Annotated in this window: 22 protein-coding genes and 1 riboswitch; of the genes, 13 read left to right on the top strand and 9 right to left on the bottom strand. The window is 28.0% G+C overall.

What is annotated here, in order from left to right; all coding sequences use genetic code 11:
* The first annotated feature begins 43 nt into the window (after positions 1–43).
* The gene (locus E0D94_RS12355; protein WP_242620542.1) at positions 44–952 is read left to right on the top strand and encodes a DMT family transporter; all 909 of its coding nucleotides are present in this window, start codon (positions 44–46) and stop codon (positions 950–952) included.
* 43 nt (positions 953–995) lie between these two features.
* Here E0D94_RS12355 and E0D94_RS12350 read toward each other — a convergent pair whose 3' ends face one another.
* The 5 genes from E0D94_RS12350 to E0D94_RS12330 form a co-directional block, all read right to left on the bottom strand.
* Entirely contained in the window at positions 996–1979 is a 984-nt protein-coding gene (locus E0D94_RS12350) for an ornithine cyclodeaminase family protein (protein WP_278044705.1), read from the bottom strand.
* Between the two features lie 53 nt (positions 1980–2032).
* Complete coding sequence (locus tag E0D94_RS12345; protein ID WP_130807871.1) at positions 2033–2923, bottom strand: sulfite exporter TauE/SafE family protein; 891 nt, start codon at positions 2921–2923, stop codon at positions 2033–2035.
* 10 nt (positions 2924–2933) lie between these two features.
* Positions 2934–3743: a TrmB family transcriptional regulator gene (locus tag E0D94_RS12340; protein ID WP_130807870.1), complete on the bottom strand. Its 810-nt coding sequence runs from the start codon at positions 3741–3743 to the stop codon at positions 2934–2936.
* A gap of 389 nt (positions 3744–4132) precedes the next feature.
* A complete protein-coding gene (locus E0D94_RS12335; protein WP_130807869.1) occupies positions 4133–4624 on the bottom strand; it encodes a superoxide dismutase family protein in 492 nt (163 codons plus the stop codon).
* A gap of 50 nt (positions 4625–4674) precedes the next feature.
* Positions 4675–5850, bottom strand: coding sequence for a cation:proton antiporter (locus E0D94_RS12330; protein WP_130807868.1), 1176 nt, complete (start codon positions 5848–5850; stop codon positions 4675–4677).
* A 54-nt stretch (positions 5851–5904) separates the two neighbouring features.
* Positions 5905–5972, bottom strand: a riboswitch (Fluoride riboswitch).
* 32 nt (positions 5973–6004) lie between these two features.
* Between E0D94_RS12330 and E0D94_RS12325 the strand changes: the two genes are divergently transcribed.
* Positions 6005–6679 (top strand): HAD family hydrolase, encoded by a 675-nt coding sequence (locus E0D94_RS12325; protein ID WP_130807867.1) that lies wholly within the window; start codon positions 6005–6007, stop codon positions 6677–6679.
* 39 nt (positions 6680–6718) lie between these two features.
* Here the strand turns inward: E0D94_RS12325 and E0D94_RS12320 are convergent, their stop codons facing one another.
* The gene (locus tag E0D94_RS12320; protein ID WP_130807866.1) at positions 6719–7996 is read right to left on the bottom strand and encodes an ArsB/NhaD family transporter; all 1278 of its coding nucleotides are present in this window, start codon (positions 7994–7996) and stop codon (positions 6719–6721) included.
* Between the two features lie 129 nt (positions 7997–8125).
* Positions 8126–8605, bottom strand: a complete 480-nt coding sequence (locus E0D94_RS12315) for a hypothetical protein (protein ID WP_130807865.1) — start codon at positions 8603–8605, stop codon at positions 8126–8128.
* 135 nt (positions 8606–8740) lie between these two features.
* On the opposite strand from E0D94_RS12315, the gene E0D94_RS12310 reads away from it, so the two are divergent.
* The 3 genes from E0D94_RS12310 to E0D94_RS12300 all read left to right on the top strand — a co-directional run bounded on the left by E0D94_RS12310 (position 8741) and on the right by E0D94_RS12300 (position 10886).
* Positions 8741–9247: a type 1 glutamine amidotransferase domain-containing protein gene (locus E0D94_RS12310; RefSeq protein WP_130807864.1), complete on the top strand. Its 507-nt coding sequence runs from the start codon at positions 8741–8743 to the stop codon at positions 9245–9247.
* A gap of 108 nt (positions 9248–9355) precedes the next feature.
* Complete coding sequence (locus E0D94_RS12305) at positions 9356–10462, top strand: mechanosensitive ion channel family protein (RefSeq protein ID WP_130807863.1); 1107 nt, start codon at positions 9356–9358, stop codon at positions 10460–10462.
* A gap of 76 nt (positions 10463–10538) precedes the next feature.
* Positions 10539–10886, top strand: coding sequence for a DUF2680 domain-containing protein (locus E0D94_RS12300; protein WP_130807862.1), 348 nt, complete (start codon positions 10539–10541; stop codon positions 10884–10886).
* Positions 10887–10911: 25 nt separating this feature from the next.
* Here the strand turns inward: E0D94_RS12300 and E0D94_RS12295 are convergent, their stop codons facing one another.
* Positions 10912–11958, bottom strand: coding sequence for an FAD:protein FMN transferase (locus E0D94_RS12295; protein ID WP_130807861.1), 1047 nt, complete (start codon positions 11956–11958; stop codon positions 10912–10914).
* A gap of 286 nt (positions 11959–12244) precedes the next feature.
* Between E0D94_RS12295 and E0D94_RS12290 the strand changes: the two genes are divergently transcribed.
* From E0D94_RS12290 to wrbA, 7 genes are all read left to right on the top strand, one after another.
* Positions 12245–14077: an FAD-dependent oxidoreductase gene (locus tag E0D94_RS12290; RefSeq protein ID WP_207289768.1), complete on the top strand. Its 1833-nt coding sequence runs from the start codon at positions 12245–12247 to the stop codon at positions 14075–14077.
* 105 nt (positions 14078–14182) lie between these two features.
* Positions 14183–14560, top strand: a complete 378-nt coding sequence (locus E0D94_RS12285; RefSeq protein ID WP_130807859.1) for a NusG domain II-containing protein — start codon at positions 14183–14185, stop codon at positions 14558–14560.
* Positions 14561–14569: 9 nt separating this feature from the next.
* Positions 14570–15085: a Gx transporter family protein gene (locus E0D94_RS12280; RefSeq protein ID WP_130807858.1), complete on the top strand. Its 516-nt coding sequence runs from the start codon at positions 14570–14572 to the stop codon at positions 15083–15085.
* Between the two features lie 34 nt (positions 15086–15119).
* Complete coding sequence (locus E0D94_RS12275) at positions 15120–16085, top strand: polyprenyl synthetase family protein (RefSeq protein ID WP_130807857.1); 966 nt, start codon at positions 15120–15122, stop codon at positions 16083–16085.
* A gap of 89 nt (positions 16086–16174) precedes the next feature.
* The gene (locus E0D94_RS12270) at positions 16175–16849 is read left to right on the top strand and encodes a response regulator transcription factor (RefSeq protein WP_130807856.1); all 675 of its coding nucleotides are present in this window, start codon (positions 16175–16177) and stop codon (positions 16847–16849) included.
* Positions 16850–16855: 6 nt separating this feature from the next.
* The gene (locus tag E0D94_RS12265; RefSeq protein ID WP_130807855.1) at positions 16856–18226 is read left to right on the top strand and encodes a sensor histidine kinase; all 1371 of its coding nucleotides are present in this window, start codon (positions 16856–16858) and stop codon (positions 18224–18226) included.
* Positions 18227–18310: 84 nt separating this feature from the next.
* Positions 18311–18925 carry an NAD(P)H:quinone oxidoreductase gene (gene wrbA / locus E0D94_RS12260; protein ID WP_130807854.1) on the top strand — a complete coding sequence of 205 codons (615 nt, stop codon included), beginning with the start codon at positions 18311–18313 and terminating at the stop codon, positions 18923–18925.
* Between the two features lie 38 nt (positions 18926–18963).
* On the opposite strand, the gene msrA is transcribed toward wrbA, so the two are convergent.
* Complete coding sequence (gene msrA, locus E0D94_RS12255) at positions 18964–19437, bottom strand: peptide-methionine (S)-S-oxide reductase MsrA (protein WP_130807853.1); 474 nt, start codon at positions 19435–19437, stop codon at positions 18964–18966.
* A 182-nt stretch (positions 19438–19619) separates the two neighbouring features.
* Here msrA and E0D94_RS15045 point away from each other — a divergent pair, with 182 nt between their 5' ends.
* Complete coding sequence (locus E0D94_RS15045) at positions 19620–20564, top strand: FMN-binding protein (protein WP_130807852.1); 945 nt, start codon at positions 19620–19622, stop codon at positions 20562–20564.
* The last annotated feature ends 51 nt before the right edge of the window (positions 20565–20615 follow it).

The raw sequence follows: 20615 nt of genomic DNA, 5'->3' as shown, positions 1-20615 counted from the left end.
GCACTATAATGTAATTATAACTTAAATATAAAGAGGTGATGTAGTGGTAAAATTAGATAAGAAAAAAAGTTTATATGCAGATATGGCATTAGTATTAGTTGCCATTATATGGGGTAGTGGATTTGTTGTAACTAAAAATGGATTAGATGATATGACACCACTTTTTATGAATGCTATGAGATTTATTGTAGCTTCTATTTTAATGAGTGTAGTATTTTTTAAAAAGCTTAAAACTGTAAATAAAAGTGATATAATAGCAGGTGCTATAATAGGTAGTTTTTTATTTTCAGCATTTGCAGCACAAACAGTAGGCTTACAATTTACTACAGCTAGCAAGCAAGCGTTTCTAACTGCTACAAATGTAGTAATGGTTCCTTTCCTTTTTTGGTTTATAAGTAAAAGAAAGCCACATAATCTTGAAATATTAGCTACTTTTATAACACTTGTAGGAATAGGATTTTTGACTCTTGAAGGTGGAGTAGCATTAAATAGTGGTGATTTACTTACACTTTTATGTGCATTATTATTTGCAGCACATATAACATCAATAGGTCATTTTGCAAAAAAACATGATCCTATAGTTCTTACAATATTACAATTTATTTTTGCAGCAATATTTTCTATTATTCTTGCAATACCCCTTGAGCCTATAAATGTAGATATAAGTGGACAAGGGTGGTTTACTGTACTTTATCTAGGAGGAGTTAGCACATTAATAGCTTTCTTAATACAAAATATAGCACAGAAATATACAACCTCAACTCATACTGCTATTATACTTAGTTTAGAAGCTGTATTTGGAACTCTTTTTTCCATTCTTTTATTGGGAGAATTATTTACAATTAAAATGGTTATAGGTAGTGCTGTTATTTTTGTTGGAATTATCACTGCAGAAACTAAATGGGAGTTTTTAAGAAAAAAATCTCAAAAGATAGATAATGAAAATATATAAATATAATTTAACACCTCTGAAATATTTCAGAGGTGTTAAATTATTAAAATTCTATAATACTTCCAATTCCTTTTTCTAAGGCTTTTTCATATATTCTTCTTGCAGTTACAACATCTAATACTCCACTGCCAACTGTTTTAAATAAAGTAATTTCTTCATCATTAGTTCTAGATGGAACTTTGCCCATTATTACTTCACCTAGTTCTCCAGTTATATCACTTTCTGAGAATTTATTTTCTTTTATAGGTATTATAAAATCTCCACTTTCATTTAAGACTCCATCTCTTGTATCTACATATACTTTATCAGACTTCTTTAAAATATACTCATCAATTTCTTGCATATCTGGAGTATATGAACCAACACCATTTATGTGAGCACCTTTTTTGATAAGTTTACCATCAAAAACAGGCTTTTTTGAAGTTGTAACACATGTAATAATATCAGCATCTTTTACTGCTTCATCTGAGCTATCAACTGGAAAAATTTTAACATTAAATTTATCAGCAAACTTTTCAGACATCCTATCAGAAAACTCTATTGCACGATCTTTACTTATATCAAATACTCTAACTGCTTCAATGTCTCTCACTTCTAATACGGCTTCAAGTTGTCCCTCTGCTTGTCCACCTGTACCAAAAATGGTAAAAATCTTAGAGTCTTTCCTTGCTAATACATCAGTTGCAGCACCTGAAACTGCACCAGTTCTAACTCTTGTTAAATAGGTTCCATCCATTATTGAACAAACTTCTCCAGTTTCATTATTTAGAAGTATCATTGTTGCAGGTACAGAGTTTAATTTTTTCTCAATATTATCTGGATATACAGAAACAATTTTTACACCTAAAGCATTTGCACCAGATACATAACCTGGCATATATAGACTTTGTCCATTTTGTTCATCTACACTTATATTAGTTCTTAAAGGTATAGAAGTTTTTCCCTTTGAATAAAATTCTAAAGCATCTTTATCTGCTTTGATTGCATCTTTCATGGAAAATACATTTTCAATATCATGATCTTTCAAAACAACAACTTTAATAATAAACACATCCTTTTTAAAATATAAATTATATATAATTATGCAGTGACTTTAACACCAGTTTTTTCAGATTTTCTTATATCAGAAATCATTGTTATGGCACTATATATTAATACTGCAACTACTAACCATTGAAGCATAGAAACATTCATACTCTTAACAATAAATGCAGCAACTAAAACTCCAATAGAACCAAATATAGAAGTAAATAATGTTATTTTTCTTGAATACGATTCGTATTTAACAAATTGCATACTTCCTACTGGAACTGAGAAAGTACAAGCTCCCATCATTATAGGGAAGGCAACACCAGGATTTAATCCTAAAGCATAAACAGTAGCCATAGTTAATGCATATGAACCTATTCCCACATTATTAAGTGCTCCAAAAACAAAAGATAAAATACCTAAAGATATTAATTTGAATCCTGCTAAACCTACTTCATTACCGCCTGAAGGATAAACTCCAAATTTGCCCATTAATATAAGTCCAGCAGCGATTAAAAGACCTACAGATATAAACTTTTTGATTAGATCAACATTCATTTTGACAACAAATCTAGGGCCTATATAAGCACCTAGAACTTGAGCTAATATAGCTATTATTAATGTTTTAAGCTCTACACTTATTGATGAAATATATGATAAAGCCATAACTGCAACAGGAATAACACATTGTGTATTTAATGTTCCAGGTAATTTCTTATCACTAGTCCATTTTAACTTTCTATATAATACAGTAGATATTGCAAAATCTGATATTCCAAAAGTTGATAGGAAAAAAAGTGTAAATGAAGAAATTGCCATTCCAATAGGGTTTCCCGGTTCATTCATTGCCTCATTTTTATTAGCAAGTAAATTCTTAACAAATTTTACTGCAAAAGTTCCGTTTACTAAAACAATCAGTGTTAAAATAATATTTAATACCATTATAATCCTCCTAATTTATAGCAAATACATCTCGGATCCCCTCCATATTCTCTCCAAAAACATCTTTTACTTTATCACCTAATGCGTCTATTAATCTAAGACAATACGCATCATGTTTTACGTATTCATTTGCAAAAAATACCATACCTTTATTCTTCGTATAAATACCTTTTGCTACGTTATAGTTTTTAATAGATGCATGTAACATCTCTTCAGAGTCTATAGTAATTGTAATCCATCTACTTCCTGTATCTGCAATTTTATTTTTTTCAAAACCATGTTTATAGAATTTTTCAATTTTAGTGTTGTAATTATCTTCTGAATCATAGATTATTACTAAAACTCGGCCGAGTTCTTTTTGTTTTTTTACAATAATTTCTTCTAAACGATCAGTTAAATCGTCACTCCAAACTTGAATTAGGATTTCTTTTTTTGAAGATTCTATTAAATCTATGCATTTATTTATAATATTTTCATATCCTTTTATATTCCATATTTGTTCACTATCTATAGTTTTTTCAAAATTGGACATACTTTCTTGAAGCATATCTAATCCATCTTCTACAGAAGTCTTTATTAATCTAGAAATATGTTCAATTGGTTCTGCTCTATATAAAAGAACTTTTCCGTCTTGGGTATTCGATACATAACCTTTTTGAAATAATGATTCTAAAATATTGTATATTTTAGAACGTGAAATACCAGACATTTTACTTAACTCATAACCTGAACAAGGACCATGTTGAAACAGTGTAATATATGCTTTTGCCTCAGATTCGTTAAAATTAAAACTTTTTAAAATCCTAATTACTTTATCCATTATAATTCTCCTTTATATTCAATATTATTTAGTATAAATTACTAATATAATAATAACATAAACCTTTAAAAGAATTATAATTTAAATATTTTTATTAGTAGCTACCTTCAGGAACTAATATATACTAACGAAATAAAAATGTCAATAATTAAACGATTATTTTTTAACGATTTTTTTATAACAATCAAAAGTGTGTAAATTTCAAGGTTCTTAAAAATGTGAATATTTATTCTTAAATACTAATAATAGTAGGATGCTATCTTTTTTAAAAAAATATACAATTATTGCCAAGGATATTTCTATGTGAACAAAAATATCCTTGGCAATAATTGTATTAAAATATTAAATCTTTTATTATCATTAGAGTAATAGGTAATAGACCTATCTATTTACCATCTCATTTGCATTTTATTATACATAGGTTTAATTATACCGCAAGCTAGTCTTTTACCAGCATTTCCTGCAGGTTGAGATCTATAATCGTCAGGATTTTGATGAATTATAATAGCTTTTCCTATAATTTCATCTATGCTAAATTTATTTGTGAAAAAGCACATTTGAGCAAATCCATCACTAGAAATCAGTACTGGAAAATCTCCTGGATGATTTCCATGTGGAACATTTCTAGGATTATAATGTCCCTTTGCTGCTTGAAATGGATTGTTTGGATCTCCTACAGTACAAGACTCTCCTTCGTGAATATGAAAACCAAAAGGTCCAATTGGATCTTTTTTATTTGTTCCAGGCATATATTCAGGTAATCCGTAAATATATGCACAAACTATTATGCCGCCATCTATATCTCTAAAACTTACATATCCTCTAATATCGCTTTTTAAAGGGCCACCTTTAATCTCAGCAACTACAAAATCGTAATACATATTTATCACCTCACAATATAATATGAGGTGGATAATTAAATGGTACAGTTTTACTCTAAATATCTTTCTCCAGCAAATTTAATGCCTATTGCACCAAGTGGGGCTGTTATAATTATTGAAAGTACTGCAATAGCAAGTATTAGTTCTCCACCTTTAACTCCCATAGTTAGAGGAACTGCTCCTATAGCTGCTTGGACTGTAGCCTTAGGAGTATATGATATAATACAGAATAGTCTTTCTTTAAAATTCAAATTTGTACCTATAAGTGATATTATTACACCAATTGACCTGCCAATAAGACCAATAGTTATAACAAGTATTCCAATTAAACCTGAATCCATTGCAACAAAAATATTTACTTCTGCTCCTACAAGTACAAAAAGTATTATTTCAGCTAATACCCACACCTTGTTAAGTTTAGATGATAATCTATTTGCTACATTAGGGTATTTTTCTAGTAATATGAAACCTATTGTCATAACACCTAAAAGAGTAGCTATAGGAACAATTTTCTCTAAAGGTTCTTCTAAACTATTAAATATTATTGCAGTTGATAGAAGGATAAGTGTTTTTTTAGTATCCCTTATATGATAATGTTTGAAAATATAAGTCATAATAAACCCAATTATAATTCCAATAGATATTCCTAGAGCTATAGATATAGGTATATTTAATAATTGTTTTAAGATATTTGCATTTTTTGCATTATACATTCCTAAAAAAGTAGAGTATATTGTTATTGCAAATACATCATCAATAGAGGCACCAGCAAGAATGAGTGTAGGAATAGCTTTCTTTTCTCCTTTTCCTTTATCAATAAGTGAAAGCATTGAAGGAACTACCACAGCAGGAGAGACTGCTGATATTATAAAAGCAAGTATGCCTGCTTGTTCAAATGAGAAGTTAAATATTTTCATTGTAATGAATATAAGTGTAAAACCTTCAAATATACCAGGTATAAAACTAAGTTTTATTGCTGGAATTCCAATTTTCTTTAATGTTTCTTTTTTTACTCCAAGTCCAGCACGAAGAAGTATAACTATGAGTGCTATTTTTCTCAAATCTCCTGAAATTATTAATATTTCTTTATTTAGAATATCAAAGGCATAAGGACCTAATAGAATACCTACTATAAGCATACCTAGAAGACCAGGTAACTTTAATTTAGTAAACAACTTATTAGCCAGTAAACCCAAAATAATTATAATTGCAAAACTAACTGCCATAAAAACAACCCCTTTTTAAAATTAAAAAAGCTCCTACTTCCATAGAGTTATCCTAAAGAAGTAGGAGCCATCAATTACATTATATGTAATATTTAAAGGTGAGCTCCATCACCTATTTATTTTTGATAAATTATGATAATATTATACATATAATATGAAAGAAAGTAAAGGTGATTTTATGATTAAAGCATTTATATTTGACATGGATGGTGTAATAGTTAATAGTGAGCCAGAACTTGTAAAAATAGAAATTGAATATATGGCTAATTTTGGAGTTGAAATTACAAAAAAGGATTTAGATGAATTTGTAGGAACTAATTCTTATTATATGTTTGATAAATTAAAAAAGAAATATAATTTAAACAAGACAGTAAATGAATTAGTAGATGAAGTAAGAGGAATATATTTAGATCATATTCAATTAAAAGAAAATGTAAATGCAATAGATGGAGTTATACCTCTAATAAAAGATTTGCATAATAGAGGAATCAAGATGGTTGTAGCATCTTCTTCTCCTGTATCTTGGATAGAAAAAATTATAGGAACATTAGAGATAAGAGAGTATTTTCAAGAACTTATAAGTGGGGATTTTGTAGAAGATTCAAAGCCAGCACCAGATATATTTTTATATGCCTTAGATAAATTAAACGTAAAAAAAGAAGAGGCTATAGTTATAGAGGATTCAGAAAATGGAGTAAAAGCTGCTAATAATGCAGGGATTAAAGTTATTGGATATGAAGGAGATGAAACTTCAAATCAAAATTTATCCCATGCAGATATGGTTATAAAAGATTTTAATGAACTAGATTTGGACGAGCTACTTAAATAAAAAAATAACATCCACATTTTATGTGGGTGTTATTTTTATTTATACATAAAATAATACTAAATATATACTTGATATTATTACAGAAATTATCATAATAGGAAAACCTACTTTTAAAAATTTCACGAAAGATAATTTATGATCGGTCTTTTGAAGGAAACCTGCAACTATTACATTGGCAGATGCACCAACCAAACTACCATTTCCACCTAAGCATGCACCAAGTGCAAGTGCCCACCAAAGGGGACCTATAGCAATACCACTCATTGATCCTATACTTTTAATAAGAGGTATCATTGTAGCTACAAATGGAATATTATCAATGAAAGCTGATGCTAATGCTGAAACCCATAATATCATTAAAGTTGTAAGCATTAAATTTCCTTTAGTTAAGTTTAATACTTCTTTAGCTAAAAATTCTATAACTCCTACTTTTTCAAGACCTCCAACTAAAACAAATAATCCTGCGAAAAAGAATATAGTAGACCACTCTACTTCTAGTAAAATATCTTCTGGATCTAATTTACTAATTATTAATAAAAGTGATGCTCCTATTAATGCAACTGTTGCGGATTCTAATCCTAAATATTGATGTGTTATGAATCCTATCATTGTAAGAGCTAATACAAACAAACTTTGTTTAAGTAGTTTATAGTCTCTTATTGATTTATTTTCATCAAATTTCATTAATTTGTCTTTTAATTCTTGACTTACATTCATAGAATTGCCATAAATAAATTTAATCATAAATAGCGTAGCAATAAGGATAATTACAACTACAGGACCTAAGTTCAAAACAAAATCCATAAAACCTAAGTTTGTAGCACTACCAATCATTATATTAGGTGGGTCACCAATAAGTGTAGCAGTACCACCTATATTTGCTGATAAAATTTCTGGGATTAGAAATGGTAGTGGATTAGTTTTTAATGTTTCTGTTATAACTAAAGTAACTGGCACTATCAATAAAACAGTAGTCACATTATCTAATAAAGCTGATGATATAGCAGTTATAATAGAAAGTATTAAAATAATTTTAAACGGATCTCCTTTGGCACTTTTAGCAGCTTTTATAGCTACATATTGAAAAATGCCTGTTTTTTTAACTATAGAGACAATTACCATCATTCCTACAAGTAAGCCAATTGTGTTGAAGTCAATAGTATCAAATGCATACTCTTGACTTATGATTCTAAGACCAATCAGGAGAGATGCTCCAAAGAGTGCAATAGATGTCCTATTAATCTTCTCTGAAATAATAAAAATATAAGTTAGTATAAATATAGAAACTGCAATATAAACTCCAGTATCTAAAGTCATTTAAAACATCTCCTTTAAAATATTCAGTTGTAAATTCTCCACTTATCTATAATACAAGAAAAACTCTTTTAAGTCTAAGTTTTTTTAAAACTTAATATAATCTTAATAGTATTTAAGTTAACGATTATATTAAATTGTGTCAGGATCTTTTTTCTTATAGACTCTTTGTGAAGTTTCTTTTGTTCTTTTTATAAGTGCTTGCATTTTATTTAGTTCAACCTGAATTTCTTTTACAGTTTCATTCGGAACATTATAATATAAATATAAGTCTTCAAAATTTCTTATTGTTTCATTTAGATTTTTATTAAACTCAATAAACTCTTTAAAGTGATGTGAATTAGCTGCGTTTTCAAATTGTTCAATGTCTATTTTAATAGTTTTTATTAATTCATCTTCACTACTAAAAGTTCCAGCAGTTTCAGGATATGGCTTTATTCTTTGTAAAAAGTATTTATTTTTTTTGTTTATATTATATACATAAGATACTTTTGTTCCTTTAACATTAAATGAAACATAACATAATAAAGAATTCATGACATGAATTTCAGCTCCTAATTGTCTAAGAGCAGTAGAATGAATGTCTGCTTCTGCAATCATATATTTTCTCAAAAAATCACCCCTATAATTATTTTCTAAATTATATTATATCACAATTGTAAATAGATTAAACTCTAAGTATAGTGAATAAATAGATACTTAGGGGGTAAGTAATTTATAGAGTCAAAAATATAGGAGGTTATAAGATTGAAAAAAATAGCTTTACTAGTAGAAAATATGTATGAAGATATTGAACTTCTTTGGCCTTTATATAGACTTAAAGAAGAAGGCTTTGATGTTGACTTAATAGGTACTGAAAAAGATACTGTTTACAAAGGTAAAAATGGAGTTCCTACTAAATCTGATTTAGCATCAAGTGATATAAATGCAGGTGATTATGATGCTGTTGTTATTCCTGGAGGATATTCACCAGATAAAATGAGAGCATGTAAAGCAACTAAGGATTTTGTAAAGGATATGAATAATAAAGAAAAAATTATTGCAGCAATATGTCATGGACCTTGGATGATAGCTTCTACTTGTGATATAAAAGGAAAGGAATTAACTTCATATCACACAATAAAAGATGATTTAATAAATGCTGGAGCAACTTACAAAGATGAAGAGGTTGTAGTTGATGGAAATATAATTACATCTAGAAGTCCTGAAGACTTAATAGCATTTACTACAAAAATTATAGAAAAAATTAAATAGATGAAAATAATCCCGTATACGGGATTATTTTTTTATCTATATTGATAAAATTTAAAATCATGTATATACTTTTAAATAATAAATATAATTTAATATGGAGGAATATTTGTGGAAGTTTTAGAATGGATAAAAAATTTTTTTGATGAAAATTTTGCAGTTTCTTTAATGCAAATTGGAATATCAGTAGCAATATTTTTGGGTTCTATAATATTTAGTTCAGTTATTACTAAAATAATATATAAATTTGTGAGTATCTTTACTAAAAAAACCAAAAATAAAGTAGATGATTATATTTTGGATGAATTTAAAAAACCTATAAGAACATTAATTATTGCAATAGGACTTTATATAGCTCTTATTTCTTTACCATTTAAAGATATTACTGAAACTATAATCACTAAGTTATTTAGAGTTTCCATTATAATAATTATAACTTGGGGATTATATAATGTAGTAGGAACTTATGAATGGATTTATGATAAACTAGGAGCAAAATTAAATTTAAAATCACAAAAAATATTAAAACCTTTTATTTCAAGAATAATTAGAGTTATTATAGTATCAATATGTATAGCTATAATAGCTGAGGAATTTGGATATAGTATTAGTGCTTTTATAGCAGGTCTTGGAATTGGAGGTATTGCTATAGCAATGGCTGCAAAAGATAGTTTAGCAAATATCTTTGGTGGGATTTCAATTTTAATTGATAAACCATTTGATATTGGTGATTGGGTAGTATTTTCTAATATTGAAGGTGTAATAGAAGATATTAATTTTAGAAGTACTAAAATAAGAACATTTGAAAAAGCATTAATAACTATACCTAATTCAAAAGTATCTGAAAATGCTATAACTAATTTTTCAAAAAGAGGAATTAGACGCGTTAGATTCTATTTAGGATTAACATATTCTACATCATCTTATAAAGTAGAGAGAGTTGTTGATAATATTAAATATATGTTATTACAACATCCTGATGTAGATAGTGAAATGATACTTACAAATTTTGAAATATTTAATGATAGTAGTTTAGATATACTTATACAATATTTTGCAAAAGCAGTAGATTATAATGAGTATTTAAATATAAAACAAGATATAAACCTTAAAATAATGGATATTTTAGAACAAGAAAAAGTAGAAGTTGCATTTCCAAGTACAAGTTTATATTTTGAAGATAATTTAAATTTAAATGAGTTTAAAAAAGAATCATAGTTATTCATAATTTCTTCATAATATTTTTTTATAATTATATTAAACAAAATATAAATATAAAAAGGAGATGTAAATTATGAAGAAATTTTTAAGCGTATTATTGATTTCAGCATTAGTATTTTCAGCTGGAGTTGTAGCCTTTGCAGATGGAGATGGAAGTGTTGTTCCAGAATGGTTTAGAGATAAAATGGAGTGGCAAAAAGATAGAATTGACGAAGGGGTAAAAAATGGAGATATAACTCCTGAACAAGCAGAGGATTATAAAGAAAGATTGAAAGAAGTAGAAGATTATCACAATGAAAATGGATTTGATGATGAAGATTATCCTGGACCCGGAATGGGATTTAGAAGAGGTCAAAGAGATGGAAAAAGAAATGGATATGGTGGATACAATGGTTTTGGAGGATATTGTCATAATTATTAAAAAAAGCTCAGTTTCTGAGCTTTTTTTAATTCATTAATTCAAATTCTTTATTTGTCATTTCAATATTTTTCTTTATGTTAGAAGTAATATATACTTTTTTTTCATTAGTTATGAAAAGAGCATCTACTCTTTCTGTTTTTTCAACAAATTCTAGTCCTTTTTCTAGACCAAGAGCAAATATACCTGTAGAGAGTCCATCAGCATCAAAAGAGGTATCTGAAATTATTGTGACACTTTGTAATTTATTTTCCACTGGATAACCTGTAAAAGGGTTTAATATATGATGATAAAATTTTCCATCTTCAGTGAAATTTCTTTCATATACACCTGATGATACTACCGTCTTATCCTTTACATTAGCTATAGCTATATGTTTTCCACGTGGTTCAAAAGGGTTCTGTACACCTATTTTCCAAGATGACCCATCAGGTTTATCACCTAATGCTAAGACATTTCCACCTAAATTTATAATTGCATGATTTACATTATTATCTTTTAAAATGTCTGCTAATTCATCAGCTGCATAACCTTTTGCTATTCCACCTAAGTCTAATTTCATATTTTCTTTATTTAATTTTACTTTTTTTTCATTTTCATCTAATATTACATTTTCATAATCTATTAGAGGAAGCTTATCTTTTATTTCAGCCTCACTTGGCACCTTTGCATTTTCAGTTCCTATTTGCCAAAGGTTGACAACAGGACCAATTGTAATATCAAAATTACCTTTTGTTATATCAGAATAATATTTTCCTTTTTCTATTACATTATACGTATCTTCTGACACTTTAACAAAGTTCTTTCCTGCATTTTCATTTATTTTGTTTACTTCAGATGAATCTATATTTAAGCTCATTTTATTTTCAATATCTTCTATTTTTGAAAAAAGAGTTTCAAATATATTATCAGGAGCTTTATCATATATGGTAATATCTACAACTGTTCCAAGATAAAAAGCATTTTCACTTTTAGGTTCTCCATTTTCATCAGTTGGAATTTCATTTGAATTACACCCTGTAAAGAATAATAAAACAAATAATATTAATAATATAAAATATCTTTTTAAGTTCATATATAACCTCCAATTGTAAAATTCGTAAATAATTATATCACAACTACTTATATTTATAAATAAAATTAAATCCTAGTAAACAAATAAAAAAACTGTAATATAAATTTAATAAAATTGTATAGATTAATATAAAATTTATGTTATAATATCAATACAACTCTGTATACATCATAGTTACAATATTAACAATGATATATGGACATGCTATTATTTTATTCATAAAAGTTACATTTTTATCAATATAATTAAATACAGAGTTAATATAAAAAAATTAAGGAGGCTCATAATGAGTAAGAAAAGAATAGTGATTTTGGGCGCAGGGTATGGGGGCGTTCATTCAGCTAAATTACTTCATAAAAAATTCAAGAAAAACGATGAAGTAGAAATTACTTTAATTGACAAAAATTCATATCATACTCTTTTAACTGACTTGCATGAAGTTGCAGGTAGTAGAATTGAGAAGCATGGTGTTCAGATCAACTTAGAAAAGATATTTGGTAAAAAGAAAGTAAACGTTGTTACTGATAAGATTGATAGCATTGATTTTGAATCTCAAAAGCTTATATCCAAGACAGAAGAATATGAATATGATTATTTAGTATTAGGTTCTGGATCTGAACCAGCATTTTTTGGAGTAGAAGGATCAAAAGAGCACAGTTTTACAATATGGTCATATGATGATGCTGTAAAAATAAAAGAACATGTTTATAAAATGTTTGAACTTGCAAGCACTGAAAGAGACGAAGAGAAAAGACGTAAAATGTTGACTTTTGTAATAGCAGGAGCAGGATTTACAGGAGTTGAAACAATAGGTGAAATTGCAGAATGGAAGAAAAAATTATCAAGAAAGTTTAACATAAATGAAAAAGAAGTTTCTCTTAAATTAGTAGAAGGGCTTCCAAAAATATTACCTATATTAAACGATAAATTAATAGCAAAAGCAGAAAGAAGACTTAATAAATTAGGAGTAGAAATATTAACTCAATCAATGATAACTAAAGTTACTCCTGATAGTGTAACTTTAAAAGATGGTCAAGAGTTCAAAACACACACTCTTATTTGGACAGCTGGAGTACAAGGAAGTAGCTTTGCAGCAAATTTAGGTCTTACTTTAGGAAAAAGAGGTCGTATTCAAACAAATGAATATATGCAGTCTGTAGATCATAAAAATGTATATGTTATAGGTGATAATTCATATTTTGAAGAAGAATCAGGACCTACACCTCAAATAGTTGAAACAGCACTTCAAACAGCAGAAACAGCAGTAGAAAACATTGAATCTGATATCAATAATAAGGATTTAAAAGGATTTAAATCTAATTATCATGGATTTATGGTTTCAATAGGGTCAAGATATGCAGTAGCTCATTTAGGAAATATGGAATTATCAGGTTTCTTTGCAATGTTTATGAAGCATATGGTAAATGTTCATTATTTATTTGGAGTAGGTGGATTTAATGTAGTATGGTCTTATATAATGCATCAATTCTTTACTATAAAAGAGAATAGATCAATATTAGGAGGACATTTCTCATATAGAAGTCCTAATTTCTGGTTAGTACCTTTAAGAGTATTTGTAGGATATAAATGGTTAAGAGAAGGATTAAATAAGATACCTCAAGTAATAGAAGATCCAACTAATATATTCTTAATCCCACAATCTCCTTTATCTGTAGAAGGGACTACAGGTGCAAGTGAAACAACTGCAGCAGCTGGAGAACAAGCAGCAGAGTGGGGAGACGCTTTACCAGTACCAGATTTTATAAGTGATATTATGGATTGGTTTATGAATATATTTTTCTATACTGATGATGGTGATTTCACAATACTTGCTAGTGTATTCCAAACAGGAATGGTAATAGCTGAAATTGTAGTAGGTGGACTATTAATTCTTGGCTTATTTACAGCGATAGCTTCTATAGTATCTGTAGTAATGGGTATAATGATTTGGACATCAGGTATGGCACCTTATGAAATGCTTTGGTATTTAGCAGCAGGAATAGCTTTAATAGGTGGTGCAGGAAGAGTATTTGGCTTAGATTACTATGTAATGCCAATACTTAAAAAGTGGTGGATGAAAACCCCATTTGCAAGGAAATCATATTTATATATAGATTAGAAATATTATCCTTTCGCACTATTTTTTTGCGAAAGGATTTTATTTGATTAAAGGTTTGAAAATTGATAAACTATAGAAGATAATAGTTTAGAAAGAGGAATATTTATGAAAAAATTTGATAAGATAATTATCATTTCTGTACTTTTAATTTCATTATTAGGGTTTTTATATTTAAATTATATAAAAGACGATGATTTTAATAGTAAGAAAGCTCAAATTTCAATAGATGGACAAGTTTATAAAACTGTTGAATTAACAGAAACAACAGATGAAACAATAAATTTAGATACTGAGTTTGGGAAGAATACTATAAAATTATCTGATAATAAAGCAAATATTATAGATGCAAACTGTCCTGATAAAGTTTGTGTAGAGGATGGAGAAATAGATGAACCTGGTGAGATTTTAGTATGCCTTCCAAATAAAGTTGTAGTAGAAATTATAGGAGAAAAAGAGGGTGGATTAGATGATACCTCTTACTAGGAGGGAGTTATGAATAAAACAAGGAAAATAGTAGTGATATCATTATTAGTAGCTCAAGCATTAGTACTTCATTTGGTAGAAAGATTGATACCATTTAATTTTGGAGTTCCTGGTGCTAAATTAGGACTTGCTAATATTATTACTCTTGTGTCTTTATATTTATTTGGTTTTAAAGAAACACTTACTGTAGTAATTTTAAGAGTAATACTTGCTAGTCTACTGGGAGGAAATGTATCAGGATTTCTATTTAGTATTTCTGGTGGAATATTAAGCTTCTTAATAATGTATATATTAAAAGTAATAGGACGAGAAAAAATAAGTGTAATTGGTATTAGTATTGTAGGAGCTGTATTTCATAATATAGGTCAAATTTTAATGGCGGCATTAATAATAGAAAATTTAAATATATTTATATATCTACCTCTATTATTATTATCTTCGGTTATTACAGGATTATTTGTAGGTATTACAGTAAAATATATATTGAAATTCTTAAAAGATACTGGTTTATTTTTTAAGACTTAAAAATTAAAAGTAAATATCAAGGGTGATAAATAATATGAATATGTTTTGGGATGGTTATCCTCAAATTAAAAGTGAGTTACAAGATGTAAACAAAATAATGATAGAAAATGTAAAAACAACAGAGAAATATATAGAAGAACCTTTGACTGATTTGATTCTTTCAGGTGGAAAAATGCTTAGACCTGCATTTTTATTGTTATCATCCAAATTTGGTAATTATAATGATAAAAAGCATAAAAACTTAGCAGCAGTAATAGAAATGCTTCATATGGCTACTCTTATTCATGATGATATAATAGATGAATCAAAATTAAGAAGAGGGAATGTAACAATACAATCAAAGTATGGCAAGGATCAAGCAGTATATATGGGAGATTATCTTTTTTCCAAATGTTTTCTTATGCTAAGTGAAGATTATTCTATGGAAAATATAAAAAAAATATCTCAATCTATAGTAAAAATTTGTATTGGGGAAATAAGACAACATCATTTTAGATTTAATAGAAATGTGTCTTTAAAAAGATATTTAAAAATAATTTCAGGTAAAACTGCAGCTCTTTTTGCAATGAGCTTTACAATAGGTGCAAAAGAAGCTGATTGTGATGAAAAGCTATCAAAAAAACTAGGGAAAATTGGTTATAATATAGGTATGGCATTTCAAATAATAGATGATATATTAGATTATACAGCGAATGAAAATACAATGGGGAAGAGCATAAAAAATGATCTTAAACAAGGATTTTTTACTTTACCTTTAATATATGCTATTTTAGAAGGCAATAATAATTTAGAAGATATAATAAAAAAAGATAATATTGATAACGAAGATGTAATCGAAATCATAAATATAGTTAAAAATTCAGATGCAATAGAAAGATCAAAGAGGCTAGCTATAAAATATACAAATAGAGCATTTAAAAATATAGAATCACTTCCAGAAAACGAAAGTAAAAAAATTATATATGAAATAACAGAAAAATTATTAAAGAGGAAATATTAAATTCATATTTTCTTCAAAATGTTATAATATAATAAAATCCAGCTAATGCTGGATTTTATTATATAGTATAATTAGGTAGAGGTGTTAATATGAAAAAAAACTTTTTAGTAGTAGATGATCAAAAGGAAATAGTAGAAGTTATAAAAGCTTACTTAGAAAAAGAAGGATATAATGTATATACTGCGTACAACGGAAAACAAACATTTGATATATATGAAAATGAAAATATAGATTTTTTAATTTTAGATTTAATGTTACCGGATATAAAAGGTGAAGAAATATTACAAAAGATTAGAAAAACATCACAAGTACCTACAATAATGCTTACAGCAAAATCTATGGAACAAGATAGAATAAATGGACTAGATATAGGTGCAGATGATTATATAGTCAAGCCATTTAGTCCAAAGGAGCTTTTAGCTAGAATAAGGGCAATATTTAGAAGAATAGAAAAAAACAATGTGAAAAATGATATTTTAACTATTGGAGATTTAGATATTAATTTTGAGAGTAGAGAAGTTACTAAGTCAAATAATGTTATAGATCTAACTAAAACTGAGTTTGATTTACTTAAATTATTTGTAGAAAACACACAAAAAGTATTTACAAGAGATGAATTAATCGTAAAAGTATTTGGCTATGATTATGAAGGTTATGATAGAACAATAGATGCACACGTTAAAAACTTAAGGCACAAAATAGAAGATAAAAATAATAAATATATAAAAACGGTATATGGGGTTGGATATAAATTTTTGGAGTGATAAAACATGTTGAATCATCTAAGAGGTAGAATAACAACACTTATGATAGTAGCATCACTTATAGCAGTTATAACAATTGCTATAATATCAAATATTACCCTTTCAAATAAATTTGATGAATATTTAACAAGCCAAAAACAAAATAGAGTAGATGATGTTGTAGATTTAATAAAAAATAGTTATAGGGAAAATAACTGGGACAAATCTGAAATGAAAAATATGAAATTCTCTCCAGTTGCAAAGGGATTTGATATATTAGTTAAAAATAATGAAGGAGATGTAATTTTATCTATAACAAGAAATAATTCAAACATGCATGAACATATGATGGATATGATGGGGATGGATAGTGACAGTGGAAATAATTATGTAGTAAAAAAGATAGATTTACAAGAAGATAATAAAAAAATAGGCGAAATAGAAATAGGTTACTCTGATTCCTTAGTTGTAGGAGATAGAGAAATAGAATTTATAAAAGAAATAAATAAATCTATACTTTATTCAGCAATAATTTCAATAATTGTAGCAATTTTACTGGGAGTATATTTTTCAAAATTCATATCTAAACCTATAATTGATGTTAAAAATACAACTAATGAGTTAAGTCATGGTAATTTAGACATATCTGTAGAATCCAGAAGTAAAATAGAAGAGTTAAATCAATTAACAGCTTCAATAAATTATTTAAAGGAATCCTTAAAAACTGAAAATAAGCTTAGAAAAAGACTTACATCTGATATTTCTCACGAGCTTAGAACTCCATTAGCAATATTAAAAAGTCATATGGAAGCTATAAGTGATGGAATATGGGAGCTTGATAAAGAAAGAATTAATACTTTTCAAAAGGAAATAGATAGACTTATATTATTGGTAGAACAACTTAAATTATTAAATAATATAAGAGAACATAAAATGAAATTAGAATTAAGTAAAATAGATTTGAATCCTATGATAGAAGAAATAATAGATGGCTTTGAAATTAGTTTTAAAAAGAAAAATATTAAATTAGAAAATAATTTAAAAGAAAGTGTTTGTGTATTAGCAGATAATAATAAAATAAAACAAGTATTGATCAATTTGTTTTCTAATGCTGTAAAATTCACTCCACAAAATGGAAAGGTTAATATATATTTAGATGATGATAATAACTATGGAATGTTTAAAATTAAAAATACAGGTGAAGGAATAGATAAAAAAGATATGGTTCATGTATTTGAAAGGTTATATAGAACAGACTTATCAAGAAATAGAGATAGAGGTGGTACAGGTCTTGGTCTTGCTATAGTAAAAGAAATTATAGAATCTCATGATGGATATGTGAAAGTAGAAAGTGAAAAAGGGAAATGGACAGAATTTATAATTGCACTACCTAAGTAAAAATAATACTAGATAGAGCTAATCTATTCATATGATTAAATTATAGTTTTTTAGGGTATTATTTAATATGAAGGAGGAATAGGTATGAAAATATTAGTTGTATTTCATTCTATGTATGGACACGTAAAGCAAATGGCTGAAGCAGTAGCAGAAGGTGCAAAAGAAGTTGATGGTTCTGAAGTAAAGATAGTGAAAGTTAGAGAGACGCTTTCTGATGATATATTAGAAAAAATGGGTTGCAAGGATATTGTAAAAGAGATGTCTAGTGAATATGATGAAGCAACCTTAGAAGATTTGGAAGAAGCTGATGCTATAATTTTTGGAACTCCTACAAGATACGGTAATATGAGTGCACAAATGAAAGCATATTTAGATAGCACAGTTAGTCTTTGGTCAAAAGGAGCATTAGTAGGAAAAGTTGGTGGAGTATTTACTTCTACAGCAACTCAACATGGAGGTCAAGAGTCTACTATACTTAGTTTTCATACAGTTTTATTACATCATGGAATGCTTATTAGTGGACTTCCTTATGCCTTTGAAGGTTTATCCCAAGTAGATAAACTATCTGGAGGAACTCCTTATGGAGCATCTACTATAGCAGGAGGAGATGGTGGATTATCACCTACAGATGTAGATATAGAAGGAGCTAAGTTTCAAGGTAGACATATAGCTGAAATAACAAAAAAATTAAAAGGATAAATTTTAAATATGGCTTGTACTTAAGTACAAGCCATATTTTAGCTTAAATCTATATGACAATAACCATTAGGGTTTTTTTTCAAATAATCTTGATGATATTCTTCAGCTTCAAAAAATGAATTTAGAGGTTCTATTTCCGTTACAATTTTTTTATCGTACTTTTTTTGTTCCTCTTGAACTACTTTTAAAATAGTATCTTTATCATTTTCATTTATATAATAAATTCCAGTTCTATATTGAGTACCTCTGTCAGGACCTTGTCTATTTTCAATTGTTGGATCAATAATACTAAAAAATTTCTTTAAAAGAGAGTATAAAGATAGACTATTCTGATCATATTCTACCTTAACAGCTTCTGAATGGCCAGTAGTACCTGTACATACTTGTTCATAAGTAGGATTTTTACGTCTACCATTTGCATATCCAACTTCAGTGTCAATTACTCCATTTATTCTACTGATATATTCTTCAACACCCCAAAAACAACCTCCAGCTAAAACAATTTTTTTCATAAAATCGCCTCCTTTCTTTTATGATACCCTTTAAGAATATTAATATCAATATTAATATGTTTCAAAAAAGAAATAATCCTATTAAATATATAATAATACTAGGTATTGACAATAAATTATCTATAGACTATAATAAAAAGTGAAATAATAAACAAAACAAATTATTAAGGGGGACTTATAAAATGTCTAAAAAGAAATTTTTATCACTAGGTCTTGCATTATTAGTATCTGCTAGTTTATTAGCTGGATGTGGAAGTGATGATACAGAGGAAGAAGAAACTTCAACAGGTACAGAACAAGAGCAAGAAGAAACAAAAGATGGAGAAGAAGATTCATCAGGGGATACAAGTTATGAAGATGGTGTTTACTTTGCTCAAGAAGATAGTTTTTCTGAGGAAAGTGGCTGGAAATATGTTGCTACAATAAAAGTTGAAGATGGAAAAATAGTAGAAGCTGAGTGGAATGGAGCACATAAAGATGGTGGAACTGACAAAGTAACTAGATCAGAATCTGGTGAATATGGAATGGTAGAGAATGGTGGAGCACAAGCGCCATGGGCTGAACAAGCTGAGAAAGCTGAAGCGTACTTAATAGAAAAACAAGATCCAACAGCTATAGAGTATTCAAATGATGAAGGAGCAACTGATGCAATATCAGGAGTATCAATTAAAGTTAAATCTTTCTTTGATCTTGCAGAAAAAGCTTTAAGTAGTGATCCAGTTGGCGAAGGACAATATAAAGATGGAAACTATACAGCTGAAGAAGAAGATTTCAGTGAAGAAAGTGGTTGGAAATACACAACAGATATTACAGTAATAAATGGATATATAGTTGCAGCTGATTGGGATGGTTTAAGCAAAGAAGAGCCTAAAGATGACGATGGAAACATCAAAACAAAAGACCAAGTATCAGCAGACGGTGAATATGGAATGGTTGAAAAAGGTGGAGCACAAGCACCATGGGTTGAGCAAGCAGATAAAGTTGAAGCGTACTTAATAGAAAAACAAGATCCAACAGCTATAGAATATTCAAATGATGAAGGAGCAACTGATGCAATATCAGGAGTATCAATCAAAGTTAAATCTTTCTTTGAACTAGCTGAAAAAGCATTAGAAAGTGCAAAATAATAATTTGAGAATATAAATAAAAATCTCTTAGGTAATTACCTAAGAGATTTT

Source organism: Senegalia massiliensis (assembly GCF_900626135.1).
Taxonomy (GTDB): Bacteria; Bacillota; Clostridia; order Tissierellales; family SIT17; genus Anaeromonas; species Anaeromonas massiliensis.
The sequence above is the reverse complement of the archived record's forward strand: the minus strand, read 5'-3'. Positions and strand labels throughout refer to the sequence as shown.

What these genes read in the sequence shown, in the direction of transcription:
- wrbA (WP_130807854.1), top strand. Translation starts at nt 18,311, where the DNA reads ATGAAAATATTAGTTGTATTTCATTCTATGTATGGACACGTAAAGCAA.
- E0D94_RS12330 (WP_130807868.1), bottom strand. Translation starts at nt 5,850, where the DNA reads ATGGCAGTTAGTTTTGCAATTATAATTATTTTGGGTTTACTGGCTAAT.
- E0D94_RS12325 (WP_130807867.1), top strand. Translation starts at nt 6,005, where the DNA reads ATGAAAGAAAGTAAAGGTGATTTTATGATTAAAGCATTTATATTTGAC.
- E0D94_RS12270 (WP_130807856.1), top strand. Translation starts at nt 16,175, where the DNA reads ATGAAAAAAAACTTTTTAGTAGTAGATGATCAAAAGGAAATAGTAGAA.
- E0D94_RS12320 (WP_130807866.1), bottom strand. Translation starts at nt 7,996, where the DNA reads ATGACTTTAGATACTGGAGTTTATATTGCAGTTTCTATATTTATACTA.
- E0D94_RS12300 (WP_130807862.1), top strand. Translation starts at nt 10,539, where the DNA reads ATGAAGAAATTTTTAAGCGTATTATTGATTTCAGCATTAGTATTTTCA.
- E0D94_RS12345 (WP_130807871.1), bottom strand. Translation starts at nt 2,923, where the DNA reads ATGGTATTAAATATTATTTTAACACTGATTGTTTTAGTAAACGGAACT.
- E0D94_RS12295 (WP_130807861.1), bottom strand. Translation starts at nt 11,958, where the DNA reads ATGAACTTAAAAAGATATTTTATATTATTAATATTATTTGTTTTATTA.
- E0D94_RS12280 (WP_130807858.1), top strand. Translation starts at nt 14,570, where the DNA reads ATGAATAAAACAAGGAAAATAGTAGTGATATCATTATTAGTAGCTCAA.
- E0D94_RS12290 (WP_207289768.1), top strand. Translation starts at nt 12,245, where the DNA reads ATGAGTAAGAAAAGAATAGTGATTTTGGGCGCAGGGTATGGGGGCGTT.
- E0D94_RS12285 (WP_130807859.1), top strand. Translation starts at nt 14,183, where the DNA reads ATGAAAAAATTTGATAAGATAATTATCATTTCTGTACTTTTAATTTCA.
- E0D94_RS15045 (WP_130807852.1), top strand. Translation starts at nt 19,620, where the DNA reads ATGTCTAAAAAGAAATTTTTATCACTAGGTCTTGCATTATTAGTATCT.
- E0D94_RS12340 (WP_130807870.1), bottom strand. Translation starts at nt 3,743, where the DNA reads ATGGATAAAGTAATTAGGATTTTAAAAAGTTTTAATTTTAACGAATCT.
- E0D94_RS12265 (WP_130807855.1), top strand. Translation starts at nt 16,856, where the DNA reads ATGTTGAATCATCTAAGAGGTAGAATAACAACACTTATGATAGTAGCA.
- msrA (WP_130807853.1), bottom strand. Translation starts at nt 19,437, where the DNA reads ATGAAAAAAATTGTTTTAGCTGGAGGTTGTTTTTGGGGTGTTGAAGAA.
- E0D94_RS12275 (WP_130807857.1), top strand. Translation starts at nt 15,120, where the DNA reads ATGAATATGTTTTGGGATGGTTATCCTCAAATTAAAAGTGAGTTACAA.
- E0D94_RS12335 (WP_130807869.1), bottom strand. Translation starts at nt 4,624, where the DNA reads ATGTATTACGATTTTGTAGTTGCTGAGATTAAAGGTGGCCCTTTAAAA.